Origin of the sequence: Methanolobus sp. (assembly GCF_016278365.1) — an archaeon.
Classification (GTDB): domain Archaea; phylum Halobacteriota; class Methanosarcinia; order Methanosarcinales; family Methanosarcinaceae; genus Methanolobus.
The window spans coordinates 237,395-260,357 of record NZ_JADQBZ010000003.1 but is presented as its reverse complement, the minus strand read 5'-3'; the positions used below and the strand labels follow the sequence as shown (position 1 = coordinate 260,357).

General features: G+C 46.3%; 25 protein-coding genes. 15 read left to right on the top strand and 10 right to left on the bottom strand.

Translation table 11 applies throughout. The features are described from left to right. The first annotated feature begins 10 nt into the window (after positions 1-10). The 6 genes from QZZ22_RS03400 (at position 11) to QZZ22_RS03375 (ending at position 4,261) form a co-directional block, all read left to right on the top strand. Entirely contained in the window at positions 11-1,303 is a 1,293-nt protein-coding gene (locus QZZ22_RS03400) for a tRNA pseudouridine(54/55) synthase Pus10 (RefSeq protein WP_292462703.1), read from the top strand. 80 nt (positions 1,304-1,383) lie between these two features. After that, on the top strand, positions 1,384-1,677 hold the full coding sequence (locus tag QZZ22_RS03395) for a 50S ribosomal protein L21e (RefSeq protein WP_292462702.1): 294 nt from the start codon (positions 1,384-1,386) through the stop codon (positions 1,675-1,677). Between the two features lie 138 nt (positions 1,678-1,815). Further along, positions 1,816-2,169, top strand: coding sequence for an RNA polymerase Rpb4 family protein (locus QZZ22_RS03390; RefSeq protein WP_292462700.1), 354 nt, complete (start codon positions 1,816-1,818; stop codon positions 2,167-2,169). 74 nt (positions 2,170-2,243) lie between these two features. After that, positions 2,244-2,837 carry a DUF655 domain-containing protein gene (locus QZZ22_RS03385; protein ID WP_292462748.1) on the top strand — a complete coding sequence of 198 codons (594 nt, stop codon included), beginning with the start codon at positions 2,244-2,246 and terminating at the stop codon, positions 2,835-2,837. A gap of 16 nt (positions 2,838-2,853) precedes the next feature. Then, on the top strand, positions 2,854-3,666 hold the full coding sequence (gene rsmA / locus QZZ22_RS03380; protein ID WP_292462698.1) for a 16S rRNA (adenine(1518)-N(6)/adenine(1519)-N(6))-dimethyltransferase RsmA: 813 nt from the start codon (positions 2,854-2,856) through the stop codon (positions 3,664-3,666). A 1-nt stretch (position 3,667) separates the two neighbouring features. Then, positions 3,668-4,261 (top strand): HemK2/MTQ2 family protein methyltransferase, encoded by a 594-nt coding sequence (locus QZZ22_RS03375; protein ID WP_292462746.1) that lies wholly within the window; start codon positions 3,668-3,670, stop codon positions 4,259-4,261. 26 nt (positions 4,262-4,287) lie between these two features. Here the strand turns inward: QZZ22_RS03375 and QZZ22_RS03370 are convergent, their stop codons facing one another. After that, complete coding sequence (locus QZZ22_RS03370) at positions 4,288-5,142, bottom strand: 2-oxoacid:ferredoxin oxidoreductase subunit beta (RefSeq protein ID WP_292462697.1); 855 nt, start codon at positions 5,140-5,142, stop codon at positions 4,288-4,290. Next, positions 5,143-6,870 (bottom strand): 2-oxoacid:acceptor oxidoreductase subunit alpha, encoded by a 1,728-nt coding sequence (locus QZZ22_RS03365; protein WP_292462695.1) that lies wholly within the window; start codon positions 6,868-6,870, stop codon positions 5,143-5,145. Positions 6,871-7,310: 440 nt separating this feature from the next. On the opposite strand from QZZ22_RS03365, the gene QZZ22_RS03360 reads away from it, so the two are divergent. After that, on the top strand, positions 7,311-8,108 hold the full coding sequence (locus tag QZZ22_RS03360) for an ATPase domain-containing protein (RefSeq protein WP_292462693.1): 798 nt from the start codon (positions 7,311-7,313) through the stop codon (positions 8,106-8,108). 50 nt (positions 8,109-8,158) lie between these two features. After that, on the top strand, positions 8,159-9,049 hold the full coding sequence (locus QZZ22_RS03355; RefSeq protein ID WP_342765074.1) for a methanogen output domain 1-containing protein: 891 nt from the start codon (positions 8,159-8,161) through the stop codon (positions 9,047-9,049). Here the strand turns inward: QZZ22_RS03355 and QZZ22_RS03350 are convergent. The 4 genes from QZZ22_RS03350 to QZZ22_RS03335 form a co-directional block, all read right to left on the bottom strand. After that, the gene (locus QZZ22_RS03350) at positions 9,046-9,435 is read right to left on the bottom strand and encodes an AIR carboxylase family protein (protein WP_292462691.1); all 390 of its coding nucleotides are present in this window, start codon (positions 9,433-9,435) and stop codon (positions 9,046-9,048) included. The two genes, QZZ22_RS03355 and QZZ22_RS03350, sit on opposite strands and share 4 nt — an antisense overlap. A gap of 9 nt (positions 9,436-9,444) precedes the next feature. After that, positions 9,445-9,732 (bottom strand): chorismate mutase, encoded by a 288-nt coding sequence (locus QZZ22_RS03345; RefSeq protein WP_292462688.1) that lies wholly within the window; start codon positions 9,730-9,732, stop codon positions 9,445-9,447. Next, positions 9,733-10,608: a shikimate kinase gene (locus tag QZZ22_RS03340; protein WP_292462686.1), complete on the bottom strand. Its 876-nt coding sequence runs from the start codon at positions 10,606-10,608 to the stop codon at positions 9,733-9,735. It lies immediately after the preceding gene. Between the two features lie 415 nt (positions 10,609-11,023). Then, a complete protein-coding gene (locus tag QZZ22_RS03335) occupies positions 11,024-11,575 on the bottom strand; it encodes a hypothetical protein (RefSeq protein WP_292462684.1) in 552 nt (183 codons plus the stop codon). Between the two features lie 625 nt (positions 11,576-12,200). On the opposite strand from QZZ22_RS03335, the gene QZZ22_RS03330 reads away from it, so the two are divergent. The 7 genes from QZZ22_RS03330 (at position 12,201) to cfbA (ending at position 18,857) form a co-directional block, all read left to right on the top strand. Further along, a complete protein-coding gene (locus QZZ22_RS03330) occupies positions 12,201-13,223 on the top strand; it encodes a 4Fe-4S binding protein (RefSeq protein ID WP_292462683.1) in 1,023 nt (340 codons plus the stop codon). A 1-nt stretch (position 13,224) separates the two neighbouring features. Continuing rightward, a complete protein-coding gene (locus tag QZZ22_RS03325; RefSeq protein ID WP_292462682.1) occupies positions 13,225-14,982 on the top strand; it encodes a formylmethanofuran dehydrogenase subunit A in 1,758 nt (585 codons plus the stop codon). Between the two features lie 5 nt (positions 14,983-14,987). Next, positions 14,988-15,797, top strand: coding sequence for a formylmethanofuran dehydrogenase subunit C (locus tag QZZ22_RS03320; protein ID WP_292462680.1), 810 nt, complete (start codon positions 14,988-14,990; stop codon positions 15,795-15,797). A 10-nt stretch (positions 15,798-15,807) separates the two neighbouring features. Then, complete coding sequence (locus QZZ22_RS03315; protein WP_292462678.1) at positions 15,808-16,197, top strand: molybdopterin dinucleotide binding domain-containing protein; 390 nt, start codon at positions 15,808-15,810, stop codon at positions 16,195-16,197. 1 nt (position 16,198) lies between these two features. Then, complete coding sequence (locus tag QZZ22_RS03310; protein ID WP_292462676.1) at positions 16,199-17,512, top strand: formylmethanofuran dehydrogenase subunit B; 1,314 nt, start codon at positions 16,199-16,201, stop codon at positions 17,510-17,512. A 13-nt stretch (positions 17,513-17,525) separates the two neighbouring features. Next, positions 17,526-18,332, top strand: coding sequence for a formate dehydrogenase accessory sulfurtransferase FdhD (gene fdhD / locus QZZ22_RS03305; protein ID WP_292462674.1), 807 nt, complete (start codon positions 17,526-17,528; stop codon positions 18,330-18,332). A gap of 129 nt (positions 18,333-18,461) precedes the next feature. After that, a complete protein-coding gene (gene cfbA, locus QZZ22_RS03300) occupies positions 18,462-18,857 on the top strand; it encodes a sirohydrochlorin nickelochelatase (RefSeq protein WP_292462672.1) in 396 nt (131 codons plus the stop codon). Positions 18,858-18,898: 41 nt separating this feature from the next. On the opposite strand, the gene QZZ22_RS03295 is transcribed toward cfbA, so the two are convergent. The 4 genes from QZZ22_RS03295 to QZZ22_RS03280 form a co-directional block, all read right to left on the bottom strand. Further along, on the bottom strand, positions 18,899-19,963 hold the full coding sequence (locus QZZ22_RS03295; RefSeq protein WP_292462670.1) for a GTP-binding protein: 1,065 nt from the start codon (positions 19,961-19,963) through the stop codon (positions 18,899-18,901). Between the two features lie 77 nt (positions 19,964-20,040). Continuing rightward, positions 20,041-21,312 (bottom strand): GTP-binding protein, encoded by a 1,272-nt coding sequence (locus QZZ22_RS03290; RefSeq protein ID WP_292462666.1) that lies wholly within the window; start codon positions 21,310-21,312, stop codon positions 20,041-20,043. 375 nt (positions 21,313-21,687) lie between these two features. Further along, a complete protein-coding gene (locus QZZ22_RS03285; protein ID WP_292462741.1) occupies positions 21,688-22,143 on the bottom strand; it encodes a GTP-binding protein in 456 nt (151 codons plus the stop codon). A gap of 88 nt (positions 22,144-22,231) precedes the next feature. Next, positions 22,232-22,924, bottom strand: coding sequence for a DUF169 domain-containing protein (locus QZZ22_RS03280; RefSeq protein ID WP_292462665.1), 693 nt, complete (start codon positions 22,922-22,924; stop codon positions 22,232-22,234). Positions 22,925-22,963 lie beyond the last annotated feature (39 nt).

Here is a 22,963-nt window from a genome sequence, read left to right as displayed (position 1 = left end):
GAGTGATCGGATGAGCATACTTGAAACTGCTAAACGAATTGTCAATGAAGGACCTATTTGTGATAACTGCATGGGCAGGCAATTCGCAAAACTATCCACAGGCCTTACCAACGTAGAGAGAGGGAAGGCTGTAAAGCTTGCCCTTGCCATGGAAGGGGACCTGCTGCATAAAGCTTCGGGTGATGATGCCCTCCTCAAGCAACTTGCCCCAAGCAGCGCTTTCGCAAGGAAGACACTGGGAATCAAGGAAGATGACAGCAAATGCTGGGTGTGTCTGGGATTGTACGACAACCTGGATGCCTGGGCTGACAGGGCCGTAGAAGCTATCGGGGATATTGAGTATTCTACATTCCTTGTCGGGACAAAGGTCAGCGGGTTGCTGGGTGAGAACGAAGAGATACTTTGGAGTGAGTGCGGGATAACCTATGCAGAGCAGCTCAAGACGGAGCTGAACAGAGAGGTCGGAAAGCTCATAGCAGCACGTACCGGCAAAGAGGTTGAGTTCAACAGGCCGGATGTGCTTGTGACCCTTGACCTTGCGGAAGACGCTGTCAGGTTGCAGGTGCGTTCTATATATATACAGGGCAGGTACAGGAAGCTTGTACGTGGCATTCCACAGACCCGGTGGCCCTGCAGGAACTGCGGAGGCAGGGGATGCGATAAGTGCTCTTTTACAGGCAAGCAGTACCCGGAATCAGTGGATGAGCTCATTCGGGAGGAGATCCTCAAGGTCACAGGTGCCAGTGACACGACATTCCATGGAGCTGGAAGAGAAGACATAGATGCGCTTATGGGTGGCACCGGACGACCTTTTGTGGTCGAAGTGCTTAACTCGCCGATACGCTCCTTTGATGTAGCTGAGCTTGAAAAAAGGATAAATACCTTTGCGAATGGCAAGGTAGAGGTCCAGGAACTGCAGATGGTGCAGAAGGAAGTCATAGAGGCTCTTAAAGCATCAAAGGCGGATAAGGTTTATAACCTTAAAGTTACATTCAAAGAGCCAGTTTCCAAAGAAATGCTTATATCTGCCATCGACAGTCTGGTCGGAGCTGAGATATCACAGAGGACACCACAGCGCGTATCCCACCGAAGGGCGGATCTGGTGCGCAAGAGAAACGTACACGATATGCAGCTTACAGAACTGACGGACGAGTACGCCATCATGCAGGTTCACTGTGGCGGCGGGCTATATGTCAAAGAACTGGTATCCGGTGACGAAGGAAGGACACAGCCAAGCCTCACAGGATTGCTGGGGATACAGGCCATAGTCACTGAGCTCGATGTAATCAAAGTGGATATATGAATGCGTTTTCCGGTTCAAGGTTTATCACTAGAATATAATTATAGAATTGATCGTATCAAGTTAATCAATGGAGGAATATCATGCCAACATCACACGGTGAAAAATGCTGTACACGTTACAAGCTGAAAAAGAGTGTAAGAGAAAGAGGAATTTCCCCTGTTAGCAAGGCTATCCAGGAATTCACAGAGGGACAGATGGTCCACATCGACATCGACCCCAGCGTACAGAAGGGAATGCCAAATCCACGATTCCAGGGAAGGACCGGCAAGGTTTTGGGTCAGCGCGGCCGCGCATACCTGCTCCAGATAAGGGACGGCAATGCTACAAAGGAACTAATAGCCCTTCCGCAGCACCTTAAGCCACAGAAGTACTAAAGTACGGATATACCGTATTGTACCGGATCTTTGCACACAACGTCAGATATATCTTTGTTGGCAACAATAAAGATATACTGAATTATTTTAGTTGATGTCACATAGAGAACAGGATATAATAGTAAAGAGTGTATATCAATGATTGTTAAGGAAATTCTGAGCGAAGAGTTGCTTACCCTTTCCGAAGTGAAAGGTATTTTGCACCAGATAATGGAAGAGCGCCTGCAAAATGAAGAAGAGCTGGGATATGAGTTGCGTAAGGCTATCAATCATGCAGATACGTTCGCAAAGACATCTCCGGAAAAAGCAAGAGATCTTGTAAACAATCTCACGGCACTGGAAAAAATGAAACCTGAGATTGCGGTCAGGATAGCAGATATAATGCCAATGACCAGGGATGAGCTCAGATCCCTCTATGCAAAAGAAAGGTTCACCCTGAGTGATACGGAACTGGACCAGATGCTTGAAATGGTCGAAGGGGCAATGGATTAAATTTATATCCGATACATCCTTTTTTTCAAGAGAGAAAGTTTAACATCAGCAGTGGGTATGCCGGAGGGAATATGATGCAAGTTAAAGGAAAGCCACCTGAAAAAGAAGAATATGCGTGGGTCCTTGATTACCTGCCTTATGGAAGCAATGAGGACAAAAGACCATCCTACCAGAAGAAACCAGTGGTTCAGGCCATTGGTGAAAAGAACTTCGTATTGATGGAACTGGTGCCGAAGGAAGGTAAAAACCCGAATATACAGTCTCGTGTATATATTGGGGATGGGGACAGGGAAGAGATAGACCATGTAAAGCACAGGATCGGCTACAGTAACCTCAGCCATGGCGCCCAGCTGGAACTACCTTTTATACTGGAGGCGAACGTGAAAAGCGATGAAGAACGTTTCGTTAAGTTCTTCAACGATGCTCATCCGATCACCAACAGACTGCATATGCTCGAACTTCTGCCAGGTATCGGGAAGAAGCTTATGTGGGCTATCATAGACGAAAGGAAAAAAGGCGTGTTCAAGAGCCTTGATGATCTCCATACCAGGGTAGGAGGAGTGCACTCACCCCAGAAAGTCATATCCAACAGGATAATTGAAGAGCTCAGGGATGAGAACATTAAGTACAGGCTGTTCACCATTCCACCCAAACGTCCAAAAGAATAAGCAAGGTGTTCTTTTCTTGGTCCACAATATTCTCAGGAAGTATGGTATACGTGGCGGTGACCACGACCAGCATTTCCTTGTGGACGAACGTATACTCGACAGGATAGTCGATGCTGCAGATATCCGGCCCCATGAAACCATACTGGAGATAGGGGCCGGGATAGGTAACCTTACCGAACGTCTCATGAAGCGCGCCGGGAAAGTTATTGCAATCGAGCGAGATCCGGTTCTTGTGGATGTGCTCCTGGACCGCTTCGGAGAGAACGATAAACTTGAGATCATTGCAGGAGATGTTCTTGGAGTTGAATTCCCGCCTTTTGATAAAGTAGTTTCTAACCTTCCCTATTCTATCTCATCTGAGATTACCTTCAAGCTCTTCAGACATGAGTTCGAACTGGGAATTCTTATGTATCAGTACGAATTCGCACAAAGGATGGTAGCCCATGCAAACTCAGGGGATTATAGCAGGCTATCGGTCAACACATATTATTTCGCAGATTCGTCTATCATTATGGAGATTCCACGAGGTGCATTTTCACCGCCTCCTGAAGTGCTCTCTGCGGTCGTGAAAGTCAAGCCCAGGCCATCACCATTTGAAGTTGATGACAGCAAATATTACCTTGACTTCGTTACAGCTGTCTTCGGCCAGAGACGCAAGAAGATCCGCAACTCAATAATAAGGAGCAAGCAGCTTCTTGGAACCGATGACTTAAAAGAGTTCATCGGCAAGCTTCCACCAGAAATGCTTGACAAAAGGCCGGAGAACCTGGAGCCGGAAGAGCTTGCATATCTTGCAAACCTGCTTTACAGGCACAGGCAACAGGGATAGCATGGCCATCATCAGCTACAGGAATGCAACTATAAAGCTTGATGAGAATTCATATGATCCGGCAGAAGATTCTTTTTTGCTTGCCGATGCAGCAGTCGAACACACAAAGGATGGCTCCCGGGTTCTTGAGATAGGTACAGGCACAGGCTTTGTATCTGCTGTCCTCAGGGCAAACAGAGATGTCAAACTCATTGCAACCGAGATCAACCCTCATGCAGCCTCATGCGCACGGTCCAACGGCATCGAAGTCATCAGGGCCGACCTGTTTGCGGGCATATGTGAAAAGCATATCTTCGACCTGATTATCTTCAACCCGCCCTACTTGCCTACATCAGAGGATGAGAAGATACCGGGATGGCTGAATTATGCTTTTGATGGCGGCATTGATGGGCGTAGTGCAATTGAGCGATTCTTAAAAGAAACCTGCAACTACCTTGCATCCGGGGGGATACTCCTGCTGCTTATTTCGTCCCTGACAGGCATAGGCGAGGTAAGGAAAGAACTGGAAGGATATGGTTTCCAGACCGAGGTAGTGACCAGTGTGAAATGTTCCTTTGAAGAGCTTGTCGTTATTAAAGCAAGTATGCACAACTAGGGGAAAAATAAAAGAAGGATTGAAAGTCACATAAAACCGTCAATCAGTACATTCACTTTTTCTGTATTCGGTTTATGCCTTATAAGGGGAGCATCCCTGAGCACCTCATGATTGTCTTCCAGGACAGGTCTTTCGTTAACATAGAATATTCCAAGGGGTATCCGGTCACCCCATTCAAGGGATTTTTCAAAGGCTTTTACCCGGTCGTCAAGGGGATACTCGCCATCTTCCATCTTGTAAACTCTGTTCGAATACCACTTAAAAGTGTTCAGCTTGTTGAAAGTGACGCAGGGCTGCAGGACCTCCACAAGAGAAAGTCCTCTGTGCCGGATGGCCTTGATGAGCAGTTCCGTAAGATGCTGCACATCTCCTGCATATCCCCTGCTCACAAAAGAGCATTCCTGAGAGATAGCAAGTGCTATCGGGTTTAAGGGGTTATTAAAAACACCTTCCCTTTGTATCTTGGAAACCATGCCACGTTCACTGGTCGGAGAAGCCTGGCCCTTGGTGAGGCCATATATCTGGTTGTCGTGCACAAGTATAGTAATGTCAGGGTTTCTCCTGATCGCATGTATGAGATGGTTACCTCCTTCCCCATAACAATCCCCATCCCCTGCTACAGCAAGTACTGTCAGTTCATGGTTTGCCAGCTTTGCCGCAGTGGCTGGCGGAAGGGTACGGCCGTGAAGCCCGTTAAAAAAGTTACAGTTCAGGTACTGCGGGAGTTTGCCTGCCTGGCCAATGCCGGAAACAATCAGCACCTCGGAAGGCGCCTTTCCGAGATTTGCAAGAGCAGCCTTAAGCGCCTTAAGGATATTGAAATCGCCACATCCGGGGCACCATGCAGTTTCATAGTTCCCGTAATCTTCTACGCTCACCATTCAGATCACCTCCTTTTCCCGAAGAGCTTCGATTATGGACAGCGGGGTGAAAGGCAGGCCGTCATATCTCAGGACCTTATCAGTCACTTCGATACCTGCCTCTGTCAGGAGCAGCCTGGCAAGCTGGCCGGTATAATTGTTCTCCACGCATATCTTCTTCTTTGACTTTGCCAGCGCCTTCTGTGTGCTCTCTGCAGGCATTGGATAAATATGGTTGAAATGCACCAGATTAGCAGAATGGCCTTCCTTAGTAAGGATGTCAACCGCCTCAGCCAGCGGGCCGTAAGTAGAGCCCCAGCCAATTAGAGTAATCTTCGCCTCCTGCGGTCCATATATCGTAGGAGGCTTCATTTCAGTAGCCAGCAACTCCAGTTTCTTCATCCTCTTATCCGTCATCCTTATCCGGTTCTCCTGGCTCTCGTCTATACGCCCGAACTCATCATGTTCATCACTGTCCGCACATACAAGTATCCCTTCCTGGCCGGGAAGTGCTCTCGGGGAAATACCGCCTGGGGTGAATTTATAACGTTTGTAGTCTCCATGTTTAGTGCGCAATTCCTGGTCAGAGAGCAGGTGTCTTTCAACAGTGATCTTTGAAGTATCAAATCGCTTGCATGTGAATAAAGAATCAGCAAGATACTGGTCGCTCATGACAAAAACCGGGATCTGATACTTTTCTGCAATATTGAATGCTTCTGCCATCATATAAAAACAATCATCCGGAGTACCCGGTGCAAGGATGCACCTCGGGAACTCCCCCTGCGCCGCATGCAAAGCGAACAGCAGGTCCCCCTGTTCTGTCATTGTGGGAAGACCGGTTGCAGGTCCGGGGCGCTGTGCAAGGAAGATGACTACCGGGGTCTCGGTTATTCCGGCAAGTCCAAGAGCCTCGACCATCAGGGAGAATCCACCCCCGGCCGTAGTGACCATGGAGCGCGCACCGGTAAAAGAAGCACCAACTGCCATATTAAGCGCTGCTATCTCATCCTCCGCCTGTTCAACGACCACACCGAACTCACCTGCATGGCCTGCAACATAATTGAGCACGCCTGTGGAAGGTGTCATCGGGTATGCTGACAGGAACTGCACGCCAGCAGCAAGTGCCCCCAGACCTGCAGCCTCGTTACCTGCAATAAGCATCCTTTTCTCCTGTGCATCAGGCTTGGAAACATTGAACTTACATCCATGGGGGTAATTTTCCTTCACATGATCATAACCGGCCTTTGCTGCCTTATGATTACTATCAATGATTTCCTGGCCTTTTTTCCTGAATATCGCTGTGAGCACTTCATTAAGGGGATCCAGGCTCAGGCAAAGCAGCCCAATGACCGCACCAGCTGCAACGGTATTAGTATATATCTTGTTGCCACCCACATCCTTTGCTATTTTTAACAGGGGGACATGAAAGATGGAATCATGCTCTTTGTCCAGTTCAACCACATCCTTGTCGACTATCACAACCCCGTCGGACATTTCACCAAGATGACGGTCGATGGAAGCCCTGTCAAGAGCGATAAGTATGTCGACATCCTCACCCATTGCTGCAAGTTCGGAGCTACTGATCCGTATCTGGAATGTGTTGTGACCACCTCTTATCCTTGAAAGATAATATTGTGTACTGAACACATAGAATCCGCTCTTAAGCAGGCTCTTGGAAAGCACACTGCCCATAGTGTCCAATCCCTGACCTGCAGCTCCACCTATCTTTATCGTAAGATCTAAGTTCATTTAAATCCCCCTGCCATTTTCAATTTACTTTCAGACCATCCTGAAGGTCAGAAAAGTAGATAAAAGCCCGAATGCATGAAAGGCTTTACAAATGTATATTAGACAAATGAAATATTAGTCTCTGGCTTTATATTTGTAACTGTCTGCTATACTTTTACAAATAACATTGTATATAAACATATTATTAATTCTCTGGTTATGGAAACCTGAACATCTTGGCTCGGAGACAAATATCAGATATTTCTGATTGTGCATCGCATTCATGTAGTATTATATTAAGTATTTATTTAATTATTAATTCTTTGTCCTTTTATTCTTTTAGTTGCTCTTTCGTTTGTAAACGGGCCAGTGAGAAGTGTCAGCACTAGCTATTTATAATATACAGTATTATTATAATAAAATAAATATAAACTTCGATAACATAAATAGAAGTGGTACAAATGGACAGAATGCCAACTGGAATAGATAACTTAGATAAAAAGATAGGTGGTGGATACCCCAAAGGCAAAGGTATACTTGTTACGGGTGCTCCGGGAGCAGGTAAAACTATCTTTGGACTCCATTTTCTTAACAAATCCTGTATGGACGGGAACAAATGCATTCTGATTGCGACTGAAGAAACCCCTGAAGACCTGCTGGGACAAGCCGCAATGTTAGGACTTGGACTTGAGTCATTTATAGAAAAAGGACTCCTTCAGATAAAACCGGTCGTTGAACTGAGGACAAGGGGGATTGCACGTGAAGCGCAGCTTCTTGAAGATTTCAGTGATGATGAAATTAACATCATTGAGGAGACAGGACTTGACAGGCACTTCAGGCTTGACCGGGCTGATTTCAACATTGAAGAAATAGATATTCTCGACCTTGTAAGACTTATTCCGGAAGGCACCGATGTTGCTGTCATCGATAATCTGGGAGTGCTGGCATTTGGGCTTAGTGCCAAGGATTTCAGGGATAAGTTTGATACCCTCAACCGCCTGCTGGCAAAACAAAAGACAAGTACTTTGTACATCATGGATGAAGCCGCCTACGAAATGACACACAAAATTGCAGATTATTCCACCTATGGAGCAGTCAAACTGTTCATTAAAGAGAATCCCTATACAGGCAATAATGAGCGTTTCCTCAGCATACCCAAGATGCGTAGCACCAAAATCACTCTTGATATTAGCATCTTTGATATAACTCCTGCAGGGATTAAGTTAAAAGGATCCAAAAGCAAGCTTGTGGAGCTTTAAGTAGTTAGTCCGCCAATAAATATTTACATATAATAATTATATAATCATCTATTATTATTTATTCCGCATACTACCGAGGAGTTGTTGATATTTCCAGCGAGCAGAAGACAAAAATACTCATTGTTGACGACGAAATAATGAATATAGAACTACTCCGGGCTTATTTAGAAGACACATATGAGGTAATTGCAGCAGACAATGGTAATGTGGCACTGGAAATTGTTAAAAGCCAACAGCCAGATATTATTCTGCTTGACGTCATGATGCCCGATATAAATGGGTATCAGGTATGTGAAAAACTCAAACTGGATCATGCGACGCAGTTCATACCGGTTATAATGGTCACCGCTCTTTCGGGCAGGAATGACTGGGTAATGGGAATTGAAGCGGGGGCTGATGAGTTTTTGACAAAGCCTGTCAACAAACTCGAACTCATGACAAGGATACGCTCCCTGTTAAGGATTAGTAACCTTCATGCAGACCTGTTGGCTGAGAAGAACAAAATTGATTTGCAAAATCGTGTCCGTTCGGTACTCACCCAAATAATCCCTACACTTCTGAGAACACTGCCACCTGAACAAAAGGGCATTGTCATTCACCAGATGATAGACATGGTAGTAGATGCGATCCTGGAGAACACCGCTCCTGAGAACAATCTGGCAGGATATGAAACCGTGGGGGACCTCTGCTGTCAGATAATAAACCAGCTTGGAGCGAACTTCGAGGTTGATACTCGTGAGAATAATAACTGTACAATAAAAGGTAGCATCTGCCCATGGGGCAAAGAAGAGGCCAAGTCAAACCCCATTCTCTGTACTATCTCAAGAGGGATCTTCTCAAGAGTTGCAAACATGAAGGCAGATGACCTGGAAGTCGATGTCGTTGAGACGATGGGAAACGGCGATGAATGTTGCCTTTTTGAGATAAACAGGCTGGACTAAGGAAGAAGGTCCAGTATCCTTATGGCGAGATGAGCCGCGTTGGCACCGTTATCCACACCCACACTTGCTACAGGAACTCCCGGGGGCATCTGGGCGATTGAAAGCAATGCATCAAGTCCCATCATCTTTGCGCTAACCGGAACCCCTATTACTGGCTTCTTGGTCTTGGAAGCGATGACCCCTGGCAAAGCTGCTGAAAGTCCTGCTATCGCGATGAAGACCTTTGCGTCGCTTTGAGCAATATATTCTTCAAGCTCGACAGGATTACGATGAGCAGATATGACCTGAACATCATAGGAATATTTGCTGTTATCAAGTACATTACTTACCCTGTGGGCGATGGCTCTGTCTGATTCAGATCCCATTAATACTGCTATGTCTGTCATGAATAACACCTACGGAAGATTCCCTTCCCCACTTAATTCATGCTGGCGTTCTATGTTCATACGTATAAGAATTTGAAATATCTCTTTTATGGATGATGTATCCAGATTCCTCTCAGTAGCAGCATCAGTAGCCCTATCCAGCACTGCCTTATTCTGCGTACCGTCGTTGATCTGAATACTTTCCTTCTGTTTCGCCCTCAGGACTTTCTCTGCAAGAGCGACCCTTCGATGGATAAGTTCAACTATCTCCCGGTCAATCAATGCTATTTCCTCACGTACCTCTGTGATCGTTGTCATTTACTTCACCATCTGAAATTTACTTGCACCACTATTATTGATTTTTGTACTTATCACGTTGCCGCTTATCCCGCATTCTATCCACGCATCCCTTAGAACATCTGATGAGGCCTTATCAACAAGAGCAACATAAGAAGGGCCTGTGCCTGATAGTGTTACACCCTTGACACCTGCCTCAAGTGCACGCATCAGGAGCTCGGTATCAAAACCCAGCGCACTGCAGTATAAGAAACCATTGAGGGTCATGGCCTTTTCGTATTCTCCTTCGAGAGTAAGGCTGTAAGCGATATCCACCCATGGCGCTATTAGTTTTGATCGTTCAACGTTTGTACCGGAGCTGAATGATTTTTTGTCGGGCGCGAAGATTAGTACGTCTGCCTCTCTCTCTTCCCGTTTGATAAGTTCGGTTCTGTGATTGTCAGTAACAACGAAACCTCCGAAAAAGGAGGCACATGCATCATCAAAGGCGCCTGTGATTGTAACGCCGGCATCCTTTGCAGCTCTGACTCCAAGCCGTACCGCCTCAAGAGGTTCCATTTCTTCCCCGATAGCATCCAGTGTTGCCAGCACGGTTGCATTAGCGGCTGCACTGCTGCTTTTGAGTCCCCTTGCAAGAGGTACTTCACTGCTGGTCCTGACAGTGCCACCCATCTCAAGCCCGAAGTGATCCAGCACATACCGGACACAATTCTCAATGAGGCCGGTATCACCATCCGGCATTCCATCAATAGTTCCCCGAATAATAGTTTCGCTATGGGCTACCTCTACATGTGCAAAGGTTTTCAGGTCGATGCCAAAAGCCGCACCCTTCCAGGTCGCAATTGCATTGATGACTGTGCCTGCACCCAAAGAGTAAGCTTTACCCTCAAATGTCATGGCCTACACCTGTCTGAGAACATGGCTCGCTCCGCATTATTGACATGTCTCCCTAATAGTACGTATTATACTTAAATGTTTTATATTCAAAAGTTCGACTGCAAATGTATTTGGTATAGCAGGATACCTTTATTTATCATGGGCAAAAAAGTGTTAATCAGAGCAGATAAAAGCTCTATGTAATTAAAGGAGGAGTGGATAAATGGCATCTTCTGTCAACTCGTGCAGTGTTCTAAATAAAGGACAAAGAATAAAATGTGAGGAGTGTGGAATCACTTTAGAGGTCGTCGAAGAATGCAAAGGATGTCCTGCTGAGGGCTGCAACATAACATTTAACTGTTGTGGAAAGGACATGAATGTAACATGATAATAAAGGAAAGGCTTTAAAGGGTCCCTTTATTTACTTTTTTGCAATTTATGTAAATTGGCCGGTTAGGCCCAGTTCTGCCCTAATATCCGAATATAACTTTTCATAGACTGACACTACTGCCTGGTCAATTTCTCTTTTATCTGCCTTGTCCCCATGTTGCAGGAGCATGCTATTGCCCGAGGAACTATCCATACAGCTCCCGATCGATTTAAGGTAAAATCTGGATCGTTTAAAGTTGGACAGCACAGTCTCTAATTCATCATCACCATGTCCGTAAAGAAGAAGGATACCGTCTGATATATTTCCGTAGAACCGGATTTTCTCATATATTTCCCGGTTAAGCTTGCAATTGTCAAAATCCTGAAAAACACCCTGTATGGCTACAATAACATTGAATCCTGAACTCTTTTTCAGCGTTGTGGGAATTGAATCTGCAGATACAGCCTTAACTATGGCTCCTGTATCTTCTAGTGTCTTTTTAAAATCGGTGTCCTTACCGTTGACAAGAATAAGGCTTTCTATCGCGCCATCTTTCAATAATACTTGTGCAATTTCTTTTTTAAATAATTCACAGCCTATTATACTTAATAATGGCATATGTAGTCACTCCTGGATCTATCAAAGTAAGGCGTGCAGAACAAACACCTCCCTTTGCAGGTGCAGATGCAACGGATCATGCCCGGCATATTAATTCTCATCTTTTCTACAATATGCAGCACTTTTGAATCCTGCATTAGCCTATATTGATACTAACCCATAAGAAAGGGGGACAAAAGTAGTATAAATAATCATCGCAAACATTCCGAGTCCAAGTTGTATCGGAGAGCCTAAATCCATATGAAAATATTATGGGTAAAATAGATTATACCACCCCTGATATTCAATACATGCAAACGATACTTTTATAACAAATAGGTGTTACTATATTTACAATTCCAGGAGCCCAGAGGCTTCCGGGATTATGAATTATTGACATGGTAATCAAAGATGAATATTACACAGGTAAACCTGGATATCCTTCCGGAATTCTCTGAGAAGATCCGGGATTACCCTGAAAATGGCGTATTCATGCCACAAATGCAAGAAGTTGTGCTTGATTATGGGAATTTCCAGTGGACGCATATATTGGACTCTGCCATGAATTTTGAGGCTTTGTGTCCACCAAACGAAACAACCTTACAAAGCATGTGGAATCAAAAGGCAGGATTACGGAGAAAATGAGATGAGCGAATTAGTGTTTGGAGTAAAAGACGACAAGCAACTCGTATACATTCCCGAAAAATGTATTGGTTGTGGAACGTGCGTAATGGCATGTCCTAAAGGTTCATTGGTAATAGGCTCAGTGGGAGCCGTTGCCAGAGGGCTTATAGACAAGGATTTCCTGGAGAACAGATCAGAACTCTGCATTTTGTGCGGAATATGTGCCAAGACTTGCCCGACAGGCGCACTTGAACTGAGACAGGCCGGCAAAGCGGTAAATGACAATAGCTACATCAGCGTAGCGCTCAAAGAAACAACTGTAGATGAAGAAAAGTGTGTACATTGTGGCCACTGTGAACAGATCTGCCCGCAGGCCTGCATTGAGGTAAAGCAATGGCTCGCAGATGATGGCAGCGCACGTGTTGAGGGAGAAACACAAATAGATAATGAGTGCTGTATCCACTGTGGATGGTGTATGGAGGTATGTCCTGTAGATGCTATCACTGTTGAGAAGCCATTCGAGGGTACCTGGCACAGGGACGAGGCGACATGTACTGCATGCAGGACCTGTGTGGATACCTGCCCGTGCAATGCACTCTTCAATCCTGAATGGGAGTCTGGCGAGAGGGTAGATAAGGTCGCACAGCGCCCGGATGTATGTATCTACTGTGGTGCCTGTGATGTAGCCTGCCCTGTCAACGCAATTACAGTGACAAAGACAGCCATCGTTCCTGAAGTTGAGAAGAAGGCGCTCCTTGAGAAAAAACTGCTCAACAAGGAAGCACCAAGGCCAACACTTACATCAGAACTTGTTACGGACGAAGAAGCCTGCCTGGGATGTGGTAACTGTGTTATCGTATGTCCTGTTAACGCAACTGATGCGGACGTCGGTGCCGGCTACCTTAATGAGGTTGACAGCAAGAAACTTCTTGAGATAAGGAATGGTGTTGTCAATGTGGTCGATCAGGAACTCTGCGGCTCCTGCGGTGCCTGCGCCATGATATGTCCGGTCGATGCAATTAAATTAGTAGTAAGGGAGTTATAAAATGACTGGAACTATAGTAATCAAAAACGGTCATGTCTTCGATCCCCTCAATGAGATCAAAGGGGACAGAATGGACATTTTTATCAGGAACGGGAAGGTCGTAACAGAACTATCCGCAGCCGAGCTCAAGGACGCCAAGGAGATCGATGCATCCGGCAAGACAGTAATGCCCGGCGGGGTCGATTCCCACTCACACGTAGCCGGTGCCAAGGTCAACGTCGGCAGGATGATGAGGCCGGAGGACCACTACAAGTTCTACCAGAAGAAGACACCACTTACGCACTCCGGATGCGGGTACAGTGTTCCTTCTGTATACCTTGGAGGATACGAGTATTCCAAGATGGGATATACAACTGTTTTTGAGGCAGCTGTCCCTCCGATGGAAGCCCGTCACACCCATGAGGAAATGCGCTCCACTCCTATGATCGACATGGGTGGATATCTGGTACTGGGCAACAACTGGTTCCTGATGAGATACCTCAAGGAAGGGGACATCGAAAAGGCTGCAGCTTACATTGCCTGGATGATGAGGACCCACAAGACCTATGGTATAAAGTGTGTCAACCCTGCCGGTGTTGAGAACTGGGGATGGGGAGAGAACGTTAATGCCCTTGACCAGGCAAACATCCACTTCGAGGTCACACCTGAAGATATCATTAAGGGCCTTGCAGAGCTGAATGAGATGCTGGGATTTTCAATGCCTGTGCACCTGCATGCAAACAACCTCGGGCACCCTGGCTGCTGGGAAATCACAAGGGACTCCCTCAAGATCCCAAAGAGTGTAAAAGCCAAACCCAAAGACCCCAATGTTGAGTGGGCTGAGACAAAGGTCAACCCCAAAAGGCACGAATCCGTGTACCTTACACACTGCCAGTTCAATGCTTTTGGCGGAACATCCTGGAGAGACTTCGAGTCCGGTGTAAAGGGAATCACTGACTACGTCAACAGCCATGAACATGTCGTAATGGACAGCGGCTGTGTCCCATTCGGTGACGCCACAGTGATGACCGGCGACGGGCCTGCAATCCACGACCTTTACGTGCTTACCGGTAACAAGTGGTCCAACACTGATGTCGAGTGTGAATGCGGCTCAGGAGTACTGCCGTTCACCTACCTTAAGAGCAATCCCGTACACAGCGTACAGTGGGCAATGGGCCTTGAGGTACTGCTCTATGTCAAGGATGCATGGAAGAGTATCATGACCACTGACAGTCCCAACGGCGGACCATTTATAAAGTATCCGCAGGTCATTGCCTGGCTCATGTCCAACAAGGCAAGACAGGATACACTGAACGAGTGCCACAAGTGGGCAAGTGACAGGGCAGGCCTGGCTAGCGAGACCAGGGAAATGACACTCAACGAGATAGCTATTGTTACCCGTGCAAACGCTGCAAGGACCATAGGCCTTTCACACAGCAAGGGTACCCTCGGCATCGGAGCTGACGGGGATGTAGCCGTTTACGACATCAACCCTGCAAAACTCGAGGTCAGCGATTATGAGAGCATTATCAGGGCCTTTGAGAATGCAGCATATACTGTAAAGGGCGGAGAAGTAGTGTGCCAGAAGGGAGAGATAGTAGCAATCCCTGAGAAGAAGACTTACTACACCGATATAACAGTGAATGCTGAAGAAGAAAAGAAAATGATAGATGACGTGAAGAACTGGTTCAAGTACTACACAATAGGTTTCAGCAACTACCCGACACCTGAGAAGTACCTTGCAAACCCGACTCCTATCAAGATAGATGCAGAGGTGTGAATCCAATGGCAGAAGTAATTCTTAAACCGACAGGTAACTTCGACCTGACAGTAGAGGCAGAAGTGGTCACACCCGACAACTTTGCCGGAAAGAACGCGCAAGATATAGGAAAGTTACTTGTGTGGCAGGGTCCGAAGCAATTCCCGATCTCAGACTTTTTTGAGGTTGTGGGTAATGGTGGAAGTTCCGCACAGGACACTACCATCGTCATTGACGGAGATGTCATCAGAGTAAAGCGCATAGGGGAAGGCATGACTGCTGGCAAGATCCAGGTAAAGGGTTCAACCGGTATGCACACAGGAGCTGCTATGATTGGCGGAGAGATCCTTGTGGAAGGAAACACCGACTCATGGCCCGGGATGGAAATGAAGGGCGGTCTCCTGCACATTACAGGGAACGCACTTGACCATGTGGGATCCGCATACCGCGGAAGCTGGCATGGTATGACCGGCGGACGCATCGTTATTGATGGCAACGCAGGTAACCAGGTAGGCGGCGGCATGAGCGGAGGAGAGATCATCGTTGGCGGCAATGTTGATAACTTCTGCGGCACCCGTATGAATGGCGGCCTTATAGCCGTAAAGGGTAATGCCATCAGGACCGTTGGAGCAGAGATGACCGGTGGTACGCTTGTTATTGGAGGCGCCATCGATAAGTTCACCCCGGGATTCATGCAGACAGCAGTGGAATCGGACCTCAGGTTCAATGACATCGAATGTCCAGGGGAATACAAGAAGTTCGCAGGAGACTACGCCATTCCGCAGAAGGGAAAGGGCGTACTGTATGTATCCGCGCAGAACAACGAGGATCTGTGAGTTGATTTTCATGCAAGCATTACTCAATACAGGAAGTACTATAGAAGAAGGCAGGCTTGCCAAGGGAGGCGACAAGTATTCTGCCGCCTACACTAAGGAATGCGGAGTCTGCTGGATGTGTGCCCAGGATTATGAAGCACTCGGGCGTCCTGAGAAAGTGAAGGTTACAACCAGGGATGGTAAACACTCCATTGCGGTCTATTCAAAAGTAACAGAGTCAGTGAGAAGTGGCCATGTGTTCATTCCAAGGTCCATCTGGGCCAATATAGTGGTAGAACCAGGCACCTTCTCTACCGGCTCCCCACTTTACAAGGGAAGTCCTGTCACGGTTGCGCCTACAGATGAAGAGGTACTCAGCGCCGAGGAAGTTGTCCTGAAGCTGTACATGGGAGGCGAATAAAATGGTCTATAAGAACATTATCTGCCCCGTCTGCGGAGGCTCCTGTGACGATATCCAGGTGGAACTCAAGGACGGAAAGATAGACGTCCAGAACGCATGTAAGATGGGTAACGCCAAGTTCCAGGAAGTCGTGAGCTCACACAGGATAAGGAAGCCCACTGTCAGAGAGAATGGCAAGGCAAAGGAAGCAAGCTGGGAGGAAGCGCTTGATAAGGCAGCAGATATCCTGGTCAATGCAAAGAAGCCACTCTTCTTCCTTGGAAGCGAGACATCCTGCGAAGCCCAGGAAGTGGGACTGCACATCGCCGAATATCTTGGTGGAATAGCAGACTCAAATGCAACTATCTGTCACGGACCGACAGTCATGGGCATACAGGAAGCCGGCTGTGTAGGAGCAACTGCGGGTCAGGCAAAGAACAGGGCCGATGTTATCATCTACTGGGGAGTCAATGCACTCGAATCCATGCCAAGGCACATGTCAAGGTACGGTGTCTTCCCCAGAGGGTACTGGACAAAGAGGGGAAGATTTGACAGGACAATTGTCACGGTCGACCCAAGGGTAACGCCAACAGCTGCAGCTTCGGATATGCACATACAGCTTAACCCCAACAGTGACTATGAACTCCTGAGCGCTATGTTCACAATCCTCAATGGTAAGGAACCACACCACTCGGTCGAGGAGATAACAGGAATCCCGATCGCTGTGATGAAACAGACCGTTGAGATGATGAAAGAGGCAAAGTACGTCGGCATCTTTGTAGGACTTGGTGTCTCTTCATCATACGGAAAACACAGGAACATCGAAATCGCCCTGAACATGGTCAAGGAACTCAACAACTACACCAAGTGTAACCTTGGTGCGTTGAGAGGTCACTGTAACGTGGCAGGATTCAACCAGCTTGCGTCCTACCTCTACGGTTACCCCTTCGGTATCGATTTCACAAAGGGATACCCAAGGTACAACCCTGGAGAGACCACTACCGTGGACCTGCTCAGGGAGAAGGACGTCGATGCTGCATTTGTGATGTGCGGAGACCTTGTTAACCACATACCTGCGGACAGTGCGAAGTATCTTGCAAATATACCAATGGTATGTATGGATATCGCACCATGCCCCACAACAACAGCAGCCGATGTAGTTCTGCCCGGTGTCATTGACGCCATGGAATGTGACGGTACTTTCTACAGGCTGGACAACGTGCCGGTTCACTTCGAGCCGTTCACAGAATCCCCGTTCCCTGAAACAAAGAGCAACGAAGAAACACTCAAGATGCTCTTTGAAAAGGTAAAGGCCAAGAAGGAAGCAGCTAAGTGAAAAAGGTGTTCACATGGGAACAGGAAGGCCGCTGAAGGCTTCCGGGGATGAGGAAATCCGCCCCTCTCCCTTTTATATCCCCATGAAGTGTCTGGAAATCACTGATAAACAGGATCATTACGTAAATGTGGATGTCATTGTTGAGGAAAGGTTTGACCTTTTCGTAAATAATATCCACATAACCACTTTTTTTGCAAGCCCTGTGGAACTGAAAGAGCTTGCTCTGGGATTTCTGGTCTGCGAGGGTTTCATTGAACCCGGCGCAAAGACAGGCCCCATTAATGTGGCATCAGGTTCTATTCACTGTATACTTGATATCGATGCGACAGAACTTGCAACCCTGACACACCAGCAGAGGTGTGGGACCACTTCCTACCGCAAAGACGCAGCCTGTCATATCGTCTCTGATATACGTTTTAGTAAAGACGCCATCCTTAATGCCGTGGAACAACTCAAGGAAAAAGGAAAGGCCTGGCACAGGACCGGGGGAGCTCACACGTCCATGGTGTGCAATACCCATGGTGAAGTTCTCTTCTTCTGCGAGGATGTCGGAAGGGCATGTTCTGTAGACAAGGTAGTCGGTAAAGCCCTGCTAAGTGGTACGGACCTCTCGCAGTGCGCACTCGTGACTACTGGCAGACTTGCATTCACAATGGTTTCAAAGGCGGTAAATGCGGGTTTTCCTCTTGTTGCAAGTAAAGGTGCGACAGTCCGGGAAGCAGTGGAACTTGCGAACAAGTCCGGGATTACACTTGTAGCCTTTGCCCGGAAGCCGGGTATGCAGATATATAGCATGGAGGAGAGAATCGTTGTCTTATGAGGCTTTCATGCAAGACTACGGGGAGGTCCGCTTAAAAGCAAAAGAGTTATATTACATTAATATAAACTAAAGCCGTCTTTAGTAGCACTTTTAATAATGTTTATAATACTTATATAAATTGGTGATAAAATGAGTGAAAAGATAGGAATACTTGCAATTGGGCACGGCAGCAGATTACCATATAACAACCAGGTTGTAACAGAGATCGCAGATATGATATCAGAAAGCCACCCTGAATACATTGTAAAAGCAGGATTTATGGAGAACAGCACACCTACTGTCGAAGAAGCACTCCAGTCATTTGCAGGTACAGGTGTAACAAAAATAGCTGCAGTGCCTGTATTCCTTGCATCCGGCATCCATATCACACAGGACATCCCGGCTATCCTTAAGCTGGACCCGGAAACTCACGAAGGGAACATAGAGTTCGATGGTAAGAATGTCAAGATCGTCTATGGAAATCCCCTTGGCAGTGACAAGCTCATCGCGGAGCTTATCTTCAAGAGAGCACAGGAAGTTTTCTAAAGCTGTGTATAAACACAGCTTCTTTCTTGAATTGATGAAAGCTAGGTGCTTATGCCAAGCCCGCCAGATCTGGCAAATACCGAGCCTTCTACGATATCTGCAAGTTCGTCCCGCGCGATATCAGTGACAGCAGCAAACACCGTGAATTTATTTTTCTCTGCGCCATTGGTGCTGATAAGTTCCACTTCGGGATCGTCCCTGAAAGATGTCACACTTACTCTTAATGATACTGCTTCAGTCTGCAGGAACATTTTAAGATGCCCGAGGAACGCAGGGTTCAGCCTTACCACGCCGCTCTTGATGGAACGCATCACGTCCAGGGCAAGGTTTGTAGCCGTTTCCTTGTCAAGAGAACTGTTTATATCATATGATTCGGCATAACTGCTTACATTGAAATGATCGAAATCATCATCTTCACCAACTGTACATGAACCTTCAGATAAAACGTCAAAAGAATCCTGCTCTTTTCCACTTTTAACTCTTGAGTGGGGTATTACGCCCTGTAACTCCGCTTCCAGCATGTCCATCATGTTCAGGAATAATCCGTCTTCCTCTTTTAGTGACAATGAAAAAAGCCGCGCATCCGGGTTCATTTCCTTAATAGTGGCAGTTATACCAGAGAGTTTCCCCGGCTCTATCAGGTCCTTCTTGTTCAGCAGTATTATACCTGCATCTTTGGTCTGTTTCACAATGGAATCCTTTGAGCGTTTCATGATCACGTCGAACTTGCTGCCATCAAGGATAGAGATGATAGAGCCCATGCTTACTTCAGGTCCAAAATCCATTTTCTCGATCTCCTCTTTGATCCTTTGGGGGAAAGCCACACCAGTAGGCTCTATCAGAAGAATGTCCGGGTCGTACTGTGCCTGAACCAGGGCAATGTTTGCCTCAAGAGCATACCTCAGGGTGCAGCAAATACATCCTCTTGGCATCTCCTTGGATTCCAGCCCGTTCTCGCTTATGACCTGCCCGTCCACACCCACGTCGCCGACATCATTGACAAGCACAGATACGCTATAGCCTTTGTTTTTGAAATATCTGCCAATCTTAATAACGGAGGTTGTCTTACCGCTGCCCAGAAAACCGCTTAGGAGGAATATTTTCATGAAGATGCACCCTATAAATCTGTATTAGTCTTTACTTAGTAACCCGGAGATTCGAAAAAAGGAGGTAGAAGAAGGACTTACAGATGGCAAGTACCTTCACTATCGGAATTTACCAGATCGTGATCATAGATGTCATCCAGCACTTCCTGCTCCGGGGGAAGCTTGTGATGATGTTTATGATGGTGATCAGGATTTTCATCGTGGTCATGGTGGTCGTGGTGATCATGGTCGTGATCATGATCTTTCGGCTCATGCAACCGTTGGGAGAGCATGTTGTTTCTGCTAAAAACAGCCTTCACGCTCTCATCGACCAGCTTGATGAGCCCGTCCTCCTCCATACCCGATACTGCAGTCAATATCTTGAAACGGGGGGCATTTCCTGATGCCGTCCTTATAATATCAAGTACAGGATTCTCGGCGTAGGAAGTAATACTTATCTTCACAGTCTCACGGGGAGACTCCAGGAACATCTTGATGTGACCTACAAACTCCGGACTAGTCTGCATTATTGCAGATTTTACTGCCGCTGCAATGTCCATTGCAATTGATCTTGCTTCCTCTCTGCCAATATCCTCTTCCAGTATCCTGTAATCGTTGGCATAAGAAGCGAGTCCTGAAGAGTGGCTGTCATAATGGGTGTGTCCTCCCGGGGGATTTAACACAGGGAGTGCAATTTCGGATGACGATGAATTTGCCGGAGTTCCAATAGCTTCTGCATGAGTGTCATTGGGCGCGTCCTTAATTGTTACGGATGGAGCTATGAGCTTCATCATCTCATAGAAACCTTCATCTTCCTTTCTCAATGACATCTTCAGGATTTTGGCCTTGCGATTTAACTGCTGCACCGATTCTTCAATTATGGGGACGCGGATGGGGTCTACAATGTCCACTTTATTGATCACAAGGATCTCTGCATCTTCTATCTGCCTTACAGCATAGTTCTTTACGGACTTCATTATATCTTTAAAACGGCTTCCGTCTATAAGGGTTACAAGAGGAGCCACTCTTATGGATTCTCCAAAGTTCATCAGTTCAAGATTCTGTTTTATCACATTTGGAAAAGCGATGCCCGAGGGTTCTACTATAATAAAATCGGGATTATATGAGTTACGAAGTTCTGTCAATGTGGCTTTCATGTTCAGCTTGAGCGTGCAGCAGATACAGCCGTTAGTTATCTCCTTGGTATCCAGCCCATATTTGGAGATGATATCACCATCAATTCCAACCTCGCCTACCTCGTTAACTATTATCGCTACACTATGACCTCTTTCAGCCAGAGATTTACCTATATTTATCACAGTCGTTGTCTTTCCGCTACCTAAGAAGCCACCAATCACAATCGCATCCATCTGAAATCCTCCATAATAGATATGTACAGAATACTAATTGTTCATAATATATAAACTCATGTAGTATTTTGGTATTATGCCAAATTAGCATTAAAAAACACATGCACGTCCTGAATTATTTATCGCAATCTAATGACGCATAAAAATGAAAAAGACATATAAAAAAACAAGATATACAAGCAATCTTTGAATAGGTACCAATTTCAATAAATGGGGAAGCAATTATCTGGACAAATTATAAGCTAATTGATACTGATTAGTTAACATCCTAATAAAAATACTATTGTGGCAATGTTTGTGTATATACCAAAACAGAAAGAAGTAAAAAAATAGGGACCACATCTAAAAAGAGCAGCAAGAAAAGCCAGGTGCCCATCAAGCTTGTCGGGAATACGGAAGAGAGTTTCCAACAGACTTCCGTATAACAGTAGTCGTGCACATTATTGGTGCTGGTGTGGCCATTTGTGCAGGAGCTGACTTTGCATCTAAGACGCGTGGAGATATCAACCTGAGCAGTTCATCAAAACCTGCGGATTCTGTTTTAAGAGACATCTTCAGCACTGTAGCCAAAGGGTTCAACTGCTTCAAGGAGTCTTCAATTAAGGAAACCTGAATAGGATCCAGAACATCGACTTTAGTGATTACCAGGATTTCCGAATTGCCGATCTGCCTGAGCATATAGGTCCTTAAGCCTTTCATGAGATCCTTAAAGCGAGTTCCGTCGATAAGAGTCACAACAGGCGCTACAGCAAGGGAGTCCCCAAAGTTCATCAACTCAAGGTTTTGCATGATAACGTCGGCAAAAGCGAGGCCAGAGGGTTCTACAAGGATAAAATCAGGAACAAAACAAGAAATCCTGGATAATAGAAGATGACAGGCAGGTTAAGAAACCATGCCTGTCCATCTGCAGAACGAGATTTTAACAGGGCTGGCCAAACATCTTGTCTGCAGCCTTCACCAGTTCAGGAAGCTTCTCAACAGGAATACTGATAATCATCTCTTCATCCTGTATCTGGGTGTACTTGCGGCTTCCACTGCAACCTACGGTCACACCTACCTCCCCTGTAGTATATGGGAGTGCAACGCCATCACCGCACAGGCTCTGCTTGCCTGCAAAGCTTGAAGCGATTCTGCCGCCTGAAGTGTAAAGTAAAGCCTGGGACAGTTCCATAACATGTCGGGGAGTTGTGACTATGACTACAATGTCCGGTATGAATGTTGCCTGTTCCAGTGGAGCGTACATGATGGACTTGACAGAAAATGGTGTTACATAAGGCACTTTTTCCATGGTCTTCCTTGCAGCTTCAAGGTTGCCAAAGTGATTAAGGTGGAAGTAGAACTCGCCGTTCTTCAGCTTCTCTCCCATTTCACTCATGCCCATTACAGCAGCCCCTCCTTTACACTGGTGATCATCCAAAGTTGTATAGAATGCAGAACCAGTCCTTCTAACATTGTCTACCATCTGGCAATGCCTGGTAGATTCACCGATCTTTTCCATGCCTTGAGGAATGTCATTCTCATCAGCAGCAAGCCCAACTGCGACAGGAGATGTCTTCAGGTTTAATATTTCTTTAAGCTCTCGTCCAAATTTGTTAATTTCTTTAAGTTCCATTTTGTTCAATCTCCATCTGTAAATTATCTCGACATGTTT

Excerpts from the sequence above, each read along its gene's own strand:
- QZZ22_RS03400 (WP_292462703.1), top strand. The coding sequence starts at position 11 with ATGAGCATACTTGAAACTGCTAAACGAATTGTCAATGAAGGACCTATT.
- QZZ22_RS03395 (WP_292462702.1), top strand. The coding sequence starts at position 1,384 with ATGCCAACATCACACGGTGAAAAATGCTGTACACGTTACAAGCTGAAA.
- QZZ22_RS03390 (WP_292462700.1), top strand. The coding sequence starts at position 1,816 with ATGATTGTTAAGGAAATTCTGAGCGAAGAGTTGCTTACCCTTTCCGAA.
- QZZ22_RS03385 (WP_292462748.1), top strand. The coding sequence starts at position 2,244 with ATGCAAGTTAAAGGAAAGCCACCTGAAAAAGAAGAATATGCGTGGGTC.
- QZZ22_RS03375 (WP_292462746.1), top strand. The coding sequence starts at position 3,668 with ATGGCCATCATCAGCTACAGGAATGCAACTATAAAGCTTGATGAGAAT.
- QZZ22_RS03370 (WP_292462697.1), bottom strand. The coding sequence starts at position 5,142 with ATGGTGAGCGTAGAAGATTACGGGAACTATGAAACTGCATGGTGCCCC.
- QZZ22_RS03365 (WP_292462695.1), bottom strand. The coding sequence starts at position 6,870 with ATGAACTTAGATCTTACGATAAAGATAGGTGGAGCTGCAGGTCAGGGA.
- QZZ22_RS03360 (WP_292462693.1), top strand. The coding sequence starts at position 7,311 with ATGGACAGAATGCCAACTGGAATAGATAACTTAGATAAAAAGATAGGT.
- QZZ22_RS03350 (WP_292462691.1), bottom strand. The coding sequence starts at position 9,435 with ATGACAGACATAGCAGTATTAATGGGATCTGAATCAGACAGAGCCATC.
- QZZ22_RS03345 (WP_292462688.1), bottom strand. The coding sequence starts at position 9,732 with ATGACAACGATCACAGAGGTACGTGAGGAAATAGCATTGATTGACCGG.
- QZZ22_RS03340 (WP_292462686.1), bottom strand. The coding sequence starts at position 10,608 with ATGACATTTGAGGGTAAAGCTTACTCTTTGGGTGCAGGCACAGTCATC.
- QZZ22_RS03335 (WP_292462684.1), bottom strand. The coding sequence starts at position 11,575 with ATGCCATTATTAAGTATAATAGGCTGTGAATTATTTAAAAAAGAAATT.
- QZZ22_RS03330 (WP_292462683.1), top strand. The coding sequence starts at position 12,201 with ATGAGCGAATTAGTGTTTGGAGTAAAAGACGACAAGCAACTCGTATAC.
- QZZ22_RS03325 (WP_292462682.1), top strand. The coding sequence starts at position 13,225 with ATGACTGGAACTATAGTAATCAAAAACGGTCATGTCTTCGATCCCCTC.
- QZZ22_RS03320 (WP_292462680.1), top strand. The coding sequence starts at position 14,988 with ATGGCAGAAGTAATTCTTAAACCGACAGGTAACTTCGACCTGACAGTA.
- QZZ22_RS03315 (WP_292462678.1), top strand. The coding sequence starts at position 15,808 with ATGCAAGCATTACTCAATACAGGAAGTACTATAGAAGAAGGCAGGCTT.
- QZZ22_RS03310 (WP_292462676.1), top strand. The coding sequence starts at position 16,199 with ATGGTCTATAAGAACATTATCTGCCCCGTCTGCGGAGGCTCCTGTGAC.
- fdhD (WP_292462674.1), top strand. The coding sequence starts at position 17,526 with ATGGGAACAGGAAGGCCGCTGAAGGCTTCCGGGGATGAGGAAATCCGC.
- cfbA (WP_292462672.1), top strand. The coding sequence starts at position 18,462 with ATGAGTGAAAAGATAGGAATACTTGCAATTGGGCACGGCAGCAGATTA.
- QZZ22_RS03295 (WP_292462670.1), bottom strand. The coding sequence starts at position 19,963 with ATGAAAATATTCCTCCTAAGCGGTTTTCTGGGCAGCGGTAAGACAACC.
- QZZ22_RS03290 (WP_292462666.1), bottom strand. The coding sequence starts at position 21,312 with ATGGATGCGATTGTGATTGGTGGCTTCTTAGGTAGCGGAAAGACAACG.
- QZZ22_RS03280 (WP_292462665.1), bottom strand. The coding sequence starts at position 22,924 with ATGGAACTTAAAGAAATTAACAAATTTGGACGAGAGCTTAAAGAAATA.